At 50.5% G+C, this 8,554-nt stretch carries 9 protein-coding genes; 7 read left to right on the plus strand and 2 right to left on the minus strand.

All coding sequences use genetic code 11. The annotated features are described in order from the left end of the window. Window positions 1-24: 24 nt before the first annotated feature. The gene (locus I0P70_RS10650) at window positions 25-990 is read right to left on the minus strand and encodes an NAD-dependent epimerase/dehydratase family protein (RefSeq protein ID WP_196117501.1); all 966 of its coding nucleotides are present in this window, start codon (window positions 988-990) and stop codon (window positions 25-27) included. A gap of 231 nt (window positions 991-1,221) precedes the next feature. Here I0P70_RS10650 and I0P70_RS10655 point away from each other — a divergent pair, with 231 nt between their 5' ends. After that, window positions 1,222-1,866, plus strand: coding sequence for a thioredoxin family protein (locus I0P70_RS10655; RefSeq protein WP_196117503.1), 645 nt, complete (start codon window positions 1,222-1,224; stop codon window positions 1,864-1,866). A gap of 73 nt (window positions 1,867-1,939) precedes the next feature. Here I0P70_RS10655 and I0P70_RS10660 read toward each other — a convergent pair whose 3' ends face one another. Beyond that, the gene (locus tag I0P70_RS10660; protein WP_196117505.1) at window positions 1,940-3,913 is read right to left on the minus strand and encodes a peptidylprolyl isomerase; all 1,974 of its coding nucleotides are present in this window, start codon (window positions 3,911-3,913) and stop codon (window positions 1,940-1,942) included. 128 nt (window positions 3,914-4,041) lie between these two features. Between I0P70_RS10660 and I0P70_RS10665 the strand changes: the two genes are divergently transcribed. The 6 genes from I0P70_RS10665 to I0P70_RS10690 all read left to right on the plus strand — a co-directional run. Further along, complete coding sequence (locus tag I0P70_RS10665; RefSeq protein ID WP_196117507.1) at window positions 4,042-4,536, plus strand: hypothetical protein; 495 nt, start codon at window positions 4,042-4,044, stop codon at window positions 4,534-4,536. Window positions 4,537-4,540: 4 nt separating this feature from the next. Further along, complete coding sequence (locus I0P70_RS10670; RefSeq protein WP_196117510.1) at window positions 4,541-5,035, plus strand: hypothetical protein; 495 nt, start codon at window positions 4,541-4,543, stop codon at window positions 5,033-5,035. A 232-nt stretch (window positions 5,036-5,267) separates the two neighbouring features. Further along, the gene (locus I0P70_RS10675) at window positions 5,268-5,768 is read left to right on the plus strand and encodes a hypothetical protein (RefSeq protein ID WP_196117512.1); all 501 of its coding nucleotides are present in this window, start codon (window positions 5,268-5,270) and stop codon (window positions 5,766-5,768) included. Window positions 5,769-6,029: 261 nt separating this feature from the next. Next, window positions 6,030-6,263 (plus strand): hypothetical protein, encoded by a 234-nt coding sequence (locus I0P70_RS10680; RefSeq protein WP_196117514.1) that lies wholly within the window; start codon window positions 6,030-6,032, stop codon window positions 6,261-6,263. 182 nt (window positions 6,264-6,445) lie between these two features. Continuing rightward, window positions 6,446-7,612 carry an MFS transporter gene (locus I0P70_RS10685; RefSeq protein WP_196117516.1) on the plus strand — a complete coding sequence of 389 codons (1,167 nt, stop codon included), beginning with the start codon at window positions 6,446-6,448 and terminating at the stop codon, window positions 7,610-7,612. A gap of 209 nt (window positions 7,613-7,821) precedes the next feature. Further along, the coding region (locus I0P70_RS10690; protein WP_196117518.1) for a serine O-acetyltransferase at window positions 7,822-8,554 on the plus strand (733 nt) is incomplete at its 3' end.

The raw sequence follows: 8,554 nt of genomic DNA on the forward strand, positions 1-8,554 counted from the left end.
GCTGCCTTCTGACTTGGTTTATGGTCAGGCAGCCGATTCTTTCCTGAACCAGTCCAGGGTATCGGCGATGGCCTGCCGCATCGGGGTTGGCTTAAAGTCTGGCAGAGTCTGTCGGAGCTTCTCATCGTTCAGCAGGATGGTGTTTTCCCAGGGGTAGCCCATTTCGGCAATCTCGCGCATCATGGGCATAAACAGGCCGAGTAAACGGAACAGCCACTTGCTATGTAGTTTGTGCTTTGGTTTGGTGCCGGCTATCTCTGCTATCTGCGCTTGCCAGGCTTTTATGCTGGGCACCACCTCGCCCCCGTAGTTGTATACCTGGTAGGGAGCGTCTGGCTGCAGTTGAAGCAGTTCATAAAAGGCACGGGCGGCATCAGGGGTATAGACCAGTTGGTGCGGTATGTCGTTGCGGTAGAGCCAGGGCATGGCCTCCCCTTTCAGGGCTGCCCTGAAGATCGGAGCTATACCTTCGTTCATGACGTTGGGACCCCAGAAGTCGGGCAGGCGCAGGATCAGCACGCGGCAAGTTCCCTGCTGTGCCGCCGCTGCCAGCATCTGCTCCAGCTGCACACGTAGCGCTCCCTTTCGGGTGTGCGGCTGCATCGGGGAGTCTTCCTTTATTTCGGGCTGCAGGTTGCCGTAGTTGTACACATTGCCCGGAAACAGGATTGTGGCTTTGTTGGTGGCTGCAGCGGCGATGATGTTTTGTGTCACACGCTCCATGTTGCCTTGCCACTTGTCATAAGGGTAATTGATGCCATGGAAAATATGCGTGGCCCTACGGCCTAAGTCATGCAGCAGCTCTTTGTCCTGCGCATCGCCCTGCACGATGGTAAGTCCGGCTTGTGTGCCAAACAGGTGGGCTGCCCTGTCACGGTCCCGTACCAGGATGGTGACCTGTTCCTGCTGCGCCAGGAGCACCTGCGTGAAAGCATAGCCGATGCTGCCTGTTGCGCCAAGTATGAGGAAGTTTCTATCCAAATTGTTCATTGTGTTCGTGTTATAAGTTTCATGATGCTGCAAAGATGGGGCATAAACCTGCCGTTGTGCTTGACCTATTCTGCAAAGCGCTTGACAGAAAATGCAAACAATTCAGTGCAAACGGGGTAAAATAAGAGGGAGGGCAGGGAGACTCCTAAGGTGAAGGAACTTATGTGAACATCTATCTGTTAATATATAGTTCCGCGAAAATTTAAACAAAAAATTATGATCTCAGAGACTATGTCTAAAACAGTAATTACGAGTGAACATCTGGCGAAAGCCATAACTTATACCCAATACCGCGAGTTAATTGACACATTGCTTGCAGAGAATAAAACCACAGGAACGAACCACTCCGAGCCTATGGTAGAGTATACCCGCATGAACGCCCAGCGCATGCGCCGCGTCGAGAAAACCACCGTGCTCGACAACGAAATGGTGGACCTGATGCTGAGCGTGCAGAATAAAATGATCTGGGTGATCCTGACGGAAGCCTGGTGTGGTGATGCCGCCCAGACAGTGCCGGCTCTGGTAAAAATAGCCGATGCATCGCCCCTGATTGATGTGAAGCTGATGCTGCGCGACGAGCATCCGGAAGTAATGGATGCCTACCTCACCAACGGAGGGCGCTCTATACCAAAGCTGATCGTGCTTGACGCCGAAACCATGGAAGAACTAGGTACCTGGGGACCACGACCTGAACCTGCCCAGCAGCTGTTTATGGATATGAAAGCCCAGGAAGTGCCATACAAAGAATTTGTAGAGAAGCTACATGGTTGGTATGGCAAAGACCGCAGCAAAACCTTGCTACAGGAGTTGAAGCAGCTGATCCCACAGTGGGGCCACTTGCAGAAAATTGAAGAACAGCCAGTGGAACGATTCTAATAGCTCGTTTCATATAAAAAGCGGCGACCTTAACATAAGGTCGCCGCTTTTTTTGTGCTTGCTTTTTACAAACTTAACGGGTCTTAGCCCGCAGGATCAGATTTATCTGTCTTATCTTATCGCCCACCTCCAGTTGGTGCACCACATCCATACCTTCTACCACCTTCGCGAAAATGGTATAGCGGCCGTCCAGGTGCGGGGTAGGAGAGTGCGTGATAAACCATTGGTTACTTTCAGTGTCCTTTCCGGCAGAGGCCATACCTATGTAACCTTCGCGGTAGTGCAGCGGAGCAAACTCAGATCGGATAGAGTAGTCGGAACTGCCCCAGCCATCGCCGCGCTTGTCGCCGCCCTGCGCCACAAAGTTTGGCACGACGCGGTGGAAGTACAGCCCATCAAAGAACTGCTTGTTTGCCAGCTCTACAAAATTGGCCACCGAACCCGGGGCATCCTCCACGAACAGCTCCAGCGTGATCACGCCTTTCTCAGTTTCAATCACTACCTGCTGGTCAGGATGTAGGGTTTGTACTAGTTGCCAGTCGATCGGATGCGTGAAAGGATTCTGTGGAGTTTCAGATTGCTCTTTTCCGCTCAGGTAGTCGATCGTCTTCTGCAGCTCGATATTAGTTTCCATGTCGCGGGGCAGCACGAGTTTCTGCTGAGCCTGATTCAGGAAGGTATAGTCGCGGTATACCTCCCGGAAGTTGAGTTTGGGGTTACGTATCACGCCAGCCGCCAGGCCTACCAGCGATACGTCGCCGGAGGCTATACCTTGTTTAAAAATGGCGGCAAAGTCCTGCTCCAGGGTTTTGGGGAAGTCGGCCTGCTGGCGCATGGCAGTAAGTGCCTCCATGCCATAGGTGCCGATCACTGGTTGCGTAGTGGCAAAGGTTTCTTTGGCGATAAACTGGTAGTTGTCGTAGTCAGCAGAGAGTGCCTTGAGCAGATGCGCCTTATCGTACGGGTTTTCGGTGCGCAGGTATAGCTGCTGATACTCCTGACTCAGTTTAGCCTTATCGGGGCTGTTGCGCAAAATCACCCAGATCAGACCTGCCCGCACACGGCCATCCTCTACCTGACTGAGCGCCTTGCGGAGCGTACTGGTGTTTACACCGGCATGATTGGCCTGCAGAAACTCAGCCGTGGCCACTGCCGTGTTGATGTTTTGATCGGTCAGGCCAGCCAGAATCGCTTCGTCTATCTCTTCAAACTCAAGTCCTGTCATGGAGCGGATCGCACTCAGGCGCACGCGGTAATCCGGGTCACTTTGCACAATGCCAGAAAGCAATGCTGCTTTGTCACGGGCATTCACTTTTGAGAAAGCCTGCGCTACGGCCATGCGCACATCCGCCGATTCATCTGAGGTAACTACAGTGGTGAGCTGCTGGCGGTAGGGCGTCAGGTCGAGCTTGGGTGTGCGGGCCAACAGATGAGCGGCAGCCAGGCGCACTTCATACGCCTTACTTTCGGTTAGCCACTGCACGGCGCGTTCCACAGCCTGTGCACTGCTAATCTGCCGAAGGCCTGCCCGGTACAATCCCCATGCTTGTCCGGCCTCAGCTGTTTCGTTTGCTGCATGATAGTTTACCAGAAAATTGAGACCTCCGCTGTCAGCCAGTTTGCCTAGCGCTTCCAACACCTCTGCCTGCACCGCAGGGCGCTGCTCTTGCTGCAGGTGCCGGATCATCGCCTGCTGGGCTTTTTTATGTCCGATCTGACCCAAAGCATAGGCCGATGCAACACGCATTGCTGCGCTGGTGTCAGAAAGGGACGTTAACAGTTGTGGTATGGCTAGTGTATCCTGCACCGAGGCAAAGGCAAGCGCTGCCTCCTGACGGTACTGCAATGTAGGATGGTTCAGGAAGTTGAGCAGTTCAGCTGTTTTGCGCTCGTCCTGCAAGGTATAGATCTTCCGCAGGTTAGGGTCGGCAAATTTGTTTATGCCCTGCTGTTGTGTATCGGCAGCCAAGGGAGCGCTTTGCTGCGGCTGCTGTTGGCAGGACGCAAAGAGACTAAGGGCAAGTAAGAAGGTATAGCTTTTTTTCATTGGTTAGGCTTATGCGCTTTCAATATACTAAATGCCTTTAATATAGCCCGGTTTTAATGTTTTGGTATGAATTTCTTTGGTAACTATGTAATAATTAGTATATTGATCTCTTCAAGTTATACTCTACGATGCAGCACACTGGCATTAGCGTACGTTTGTTTTCCAGACCCTATGGCGTTCGGTCGCAAATGGAGCGTCTGCTGCTTGTACTTGCCTTGCTGTCAGTGGCTTTGCATGGCTGGTTGCTGTACCAGCTTATCGCCGTGCAGGACTTCCACTCAGCCATGACCTTCCTCTACCTGTTCAGCCTGTTGCCCTTTGCACTTTTTATGGTCTCTGTGTGGCTCGACCACAACCCGGGCTATCAGCGTCACCTTACCATATCGGCTTTGGGGCTGCGGTACCGGCTAGGGTTCATGCAGCGGGAGCATGATTTTGATTGGGAGGAAGTAGAGCGCATGGCACTGGGCAGTCATACACTGACATTTGAACTGAAAAACGGAGAGCAGCATGCCATTTCTCTGGATGCAGTGAACCATGAGCAAACGCTCCAGCGCATACGTGCCGAACTGATTCAGATCGCAGCCGATAAGGAAATAACCATTGAGATGACGCAAAACTAATACTATGTATGTAAACCTATACCCAAACAAAGAGCTTAAAAAGACAAAGCGAGTGTTGCTTTGGATAGGTATACTGATGCTCTGCGGAGGCCTCTCAGCCTTGTTTGTAGAGTTTGTCGCCCGTGAAGAGGTCCGTTGGAGCTGGGCAGGAGGCGCACTGGCTGTCAGCGTTATCGGGATGCTGGGATTTGCCGTCGGTGCCAGCTACATCCGCCTGAAAGACGCTTACTTCTCCATGACGCCAGAGCGCATCGCCTACAGACTCACCCTGTACGGAGCTGAGCATACCATTTATTGGGATGCCATTGACAGTATTCAGGCATCGGAGCATGCGCTGGTATTTGATTTGAAAGACAGCGAACAACTGATTATGCGGTTGGGGCACATTCAGAGCCCCGAAATAGCCAATCATGTAAGCGTCAGCATACAATTAGCAGCCATTCAACAGCACGTGGAGGTGAACCAAGTGCCAGTAAGTGCGCAACACGTAAGTTTATAATACCCGCTAAACTATAGCATTTGCAACACCTCTGAGCAGCCTCAACACATCTAAAATAGCTTTCAGATACTCAATGCAAATTGTGTTTAATTTATTTTAGTTAACATTAAACCTGTATTTGTGCTAATCGTATTTTACTTTAATTCAATTTTAATGCCTCTTCTTGCAGCATTGTCTTGTCTGACATTTTGAGTTAGCATTGCCTTTAGTTCATCAGCCCAATACCGTTTCCATGTACATCAGTCTTTATACAGCCCGACAACTGCGTACGATCAAAGACCGACTGCTTTGGTTAGGGCTGTTCATGGTAAGCGGAGGCGGGTCGGCATCTCTTTACAATCTCATACTGTTAGATGAAGCACGCTGGTTATGGGGTATTGCGGCTATCGTAATTGTTTTAGTCGGACTATACCTGGTGGCGCTTGGTGCTGATAAGGTGCCCCTCAAAAATGCCTTTGTAGCCATATCGCCGGCCACGATCAGTTACAGACTTAACTTTTACAACAAGGAAAACAGGTTGAACTGGAACACGATAGCTGCAGTGCAGCTGAGTGACCACTGTGTGCTTTTTGACCTGTATGGTGGTCAACAGAAATCACTGCTCTTGTCTGATATCGAAAGTCACAACGTGGCCAGTCAGGTGGCGCTTAGTTTGCAGCTAGCAGCGCTGGAGCGTAATGTGTCTGTTAACGGTGTCCGGTTCAACGTCCCAAAACCAGTTGCAGGTATATAAGCTCCTTATCTCTTGCTGCTCCTTAATGTCAGCCACCTCTCTTTAGGGATGGTTCTTTTTTCAGCGTTTCCCAATCGAATTCTTGGCAACCAAACACTGCTTCATCCCTCACATTCCTGCTCCAATATTTGAGTGTCATGGATAATATGTTGGTTGTTTTGGTAATATGTAAGTAAAAAATATAATTAATTATTTTTTTAATATATATTTTAATTTTAATATTGCAATAAATAGTCTTCTCTCACCTAAAACAACCAGCTAATGAAACTAAAATTCTATACAGCCTTAATTAGTGCCTTGATGTTTTTGTCATTCGCCAGTTTTGCTGATGCTAAAGTAAAGTCAGATAAGAGCGAGAAAACAACCAAGAGCAAAAGACAGGCAGTATCCAGCAAGAAAACGGCTGAGTATTTTTCATTCAAGTCATCAGTGTATAACAAGGATGGCTTGGTAAAGAAGAAGCGTAACAAGAAGGGCTGCCCTAGTTTTGACTAACCTTCAGATTGACCGCTATAGAAATCATTGGAGCAGCCCAGAGGGCTGCTTATTTTTTTTATGCTTAATCTGTCTTAGACACAGGGTAATAAACTTGCCGGTTGGCGGTGCAAACCACAGCATGTCAACCTGACTATAGTTTTGGAGCGATTGTTTTCGGAACTTGCGGCTTTAATCTGACTATGGCCGAGCTGAAAACACGTGTGTATGGACTTCAATTTGGATTGCTGTGCCTGAGCTCCTTTCTTTTCTTCGCAAGCTTCAACATGATCATTCCGGAGCTGCCCAACTATATTACACAACTGGGCGGGGCTGAGTATAAGGGGCTTATCATTTCTCTTTTCACACTAACAGCTGGTCTGTCAAGGCCATTTAGCGGACAGTTGGCCGACAAGATGGGGCGTATACCTGTCATGCTGATCGGGGGCACTGTCTGTATTTTGTGTGGCTTCCTGTACCCGATCACCGGCACGGTAGCGGCGTTCCTGCTGCTGCGCCTTGTGCACGGCTTTTCAACAGGCTTTACACCTACTGGCACTGCCGCCTACGTAGCCGACATCATCCCGATGGAGCGAAGGGGAGAGGCAACAGGGCTGTTGGGGCTAGCAGGCAGTCTGGGTATGGCTGCGGGACCTGCCATGGGAGCCTCAATCGCTAATAGCTTTTCGCTTGACGCCATGTTCTACTCTTCTTCAGCGGCTGCCTTCTTGTCGGTGGCCGTAGTAGCCCGCATGCATGAAACGCTGGATAACCCAAACCGCTTCCGGATGGGACTGCTCAAAATTTCCCGCAAAGAGATATTTGAGCCTCGTGTCCTGCATCCCTCCATTGTGATGATGCTCACGGTAGTTTCATTCGGTGTCATCCTGACGATCATTCCTGACTTCAGCGAGCATCTTGGTATTCAAAACAAAGGACTCTTCTTTACCAGCTTTACACTCTCCTCGTTAGCTATCCGTTTCCTGGCTGGTCGGGCCTCCGACAAGTATGGTCGTATCCGGGTGTTGAAGATCAGCTCTGCCTTGCTGGTGGTGGCCATGGGACTGATCGGTTGGGCCAGTACGGCTACAGAACTCTTGCTAGCGGCGGCTGTGTTTGGTGTAGCCGTGGGCATGAACTCCCCGACGGTCTTTGCCTGGACCATTGACATGAGTCACCCGGAGCACCGGGGACGGGCAATGGCCACCATGTACATCGCCCTCGAGGCAGGTATAGGATTTGGTGCTTTGGCTTCCGGTTGGATCTATGCCAACGACACTTCCAGGTTCAGCATGGTGTTCTGGACAGGAGGGGCTTTTGCTCTGCTTGGGTTTTTGTACCTCAACTTTGTGGTGAAGGACCGAAAGTAGTGAGGCAGTAATATAATCACAGGTATAGCCCTTGCCTTCGTTAGCATTTGCAGAGAGGCCCTCTCAGGTAGGGGGCTTTTTTTGAGCGGTATACTACTCCAGTCGGTATTTCACGTTAATCATAGACACAGGCCACAGCTGCCCGTATAGCTATTTACTGTATATACTTCAGTTAAACTTTAATCAGGCTACTTAGTTTCTTCTGCATTATGACAGCAATCAGCCAGGCTTTTATTGAACACTTGACAGCTGTGCACAAGCAGTCCCGCCACGTAGTGCCGCACTCGATGAGCTGCGCCTTTTTGGATGGCCTGCTGCAACTGCTCTTTCCATCCCTTTCGGAGCGTTCCTTTAGTTCCCGGTCTGAAGTTGAAGCTTACGCTATGCTGCTGCGTGCTGATCTGGAGAAGATTCTGTACAGAATAGAAGAACGCCTGCCCGGCAAACCTTATGAAATAGCCGATGCTTATTTTGAATCCCTGCCGGACCTCCAGCGCCAGCTCAATGCCGATGCCGCTGCCATAGAGGCAGGTGACCCGGCCGCAGTAAACGTAGACGAGGTGATCCGCACTTACCCTGGCTTTTTTGCTGTGGCCGTGTACAGGCTCGCCCATCAGTTTTGCCGCATGGAGGTGCCACTGCTGCCACGTGTGCTCGCTACCTACGCACATACCAAGACAGGTATAGACATCCATCCCAAAGCCAGCATAGGAGCCCGCTTCTGCATCGACCATGGCACTGGCGTTGTGATTGGGGAGACAGCCGACATTGGCAACAATGTGAAGGTATACCAGGGCGTGACGCTGGGTGCACTAAGTGTAGAAAAATCAATGGCAAACCTGAAACGCCATCCTACCATTGAGGATAATGTGATCGTCTATGCCGGAGCAACCATACTGGGCGGGAATACAGTGGTGGGCCACAGCAGCATCATAGGGGGAA

Origin of the sequence: Pontibacter sp. FD36 (genome assembly GCF_015686655.1) — a bacterium.
GTDB lineage: Bacteria > Bacteroidota > Bacteroidia > Cytophagales > Hymenobacteraceae > Pontibacter.

What these genes read in the sequence shown, in the direction of transcription:
- I0P70_RS10665 (WP_196117507.1), top strand. Translation starts at nt 4,042, where the DNA reads ATGCAGCACACTGGCATTAGCGTACGTTTGTTTTCCAGACCCTATGGC.
- I0P70_RS10655 (WP_196117503.1), top strand. Translation starts at nt 1,222, where the DNA reads ATGTCTAAAACAGTAATTACGAGTGAACATCTGGCGAAAGCCATAACT.
- I0P70_RS10675 (WP_196117512.1), top strand. Translation starts at nt 5,268, where the DNA reads ATGTACATCAGTCTTTATACAGCCCGACAACTGCGTACGATCAAAGAC.
- I0P70_RS10650 (WP_196117501.1), bottom strand. Translation starts at nt 990, where the DNA reads ATGAACAATTTGGATAGAAACTTCCTCATACTTGGCGCAACAGGCAGC.
- I0P70_RS10670 (WP_196117510.1), top strand. Translation starts at nt 4,541, where the DNA reads ATGTATGTAAACCTATACCCAAACAAAGAGCTTAAAAAGACAAAGCGA.
- I0P70_RS10660 (WP_196117505.1), bottom strand. Translation starts at nt 3,913, where the DNA reads ATGAAAAAAAGCTATACCTTCTTACTTGCCCTTAGTCTCTTTGCGTCC.
- I0P70_RS10680 (WP_196117514.1), top strand. Translation starts at nt 6,030, where the DNA reads ATGAAACTAAAATTCTATACAGCCTTAATTAGTGCCTTGATGTTTTTG.
- I0P70_RS10685 (WP_196117516.1), top strand. Translation starts at nt 6,446, where the DNA reads ATGGCCGAGCTGAAAACACGTGTGTATGGACTTCAATTTGGATTGCTG.